Raw genomic sequence first — 269 nt, forward strand, 5'->3', positions numbered from 1 at the left:
TTTTCCACTCCTGTTGAACTTAATATAGGACACTTCTTGCTCTACTCATTGATTGATGAGCTTGATGTTAAGGAAACTATTGATATACTTGCTTCTCAAATGCGTTTTCAGTTCTCTGTATTTGACTTAATTACACAACTTATTTATGCAAGGGTTATATCACCATGCTCTAAGTCAAAGACAGCCTCTCATGTCTTTCCATACATTTACGGCAGCTCTACAATCTCTGAAGACCAAGTATATGACGGGTGTTCTTTCATAGGAGAGTC

General features: G+C 37.2%; 1 pseudogene. It reads left to right on the forward strand.

The annotated features are described in order from the left end of the window. A pseudogene (locus tag SBH76_RS13690) lies at positions 1-269 on the forward strand (IS1634 family transposase); the annotation flags it as partial.

This window comes from Lachnoanaerobaculum sanguinis (assembly GCF_033242365.1).
Classification (GTDB): Bacteria; Bacillota; Clostridia; order Lachnospirales; family Lachnospiraceae; genus Lachnoanaerobaculum; species Lachnoanaerobaculum sanguinis.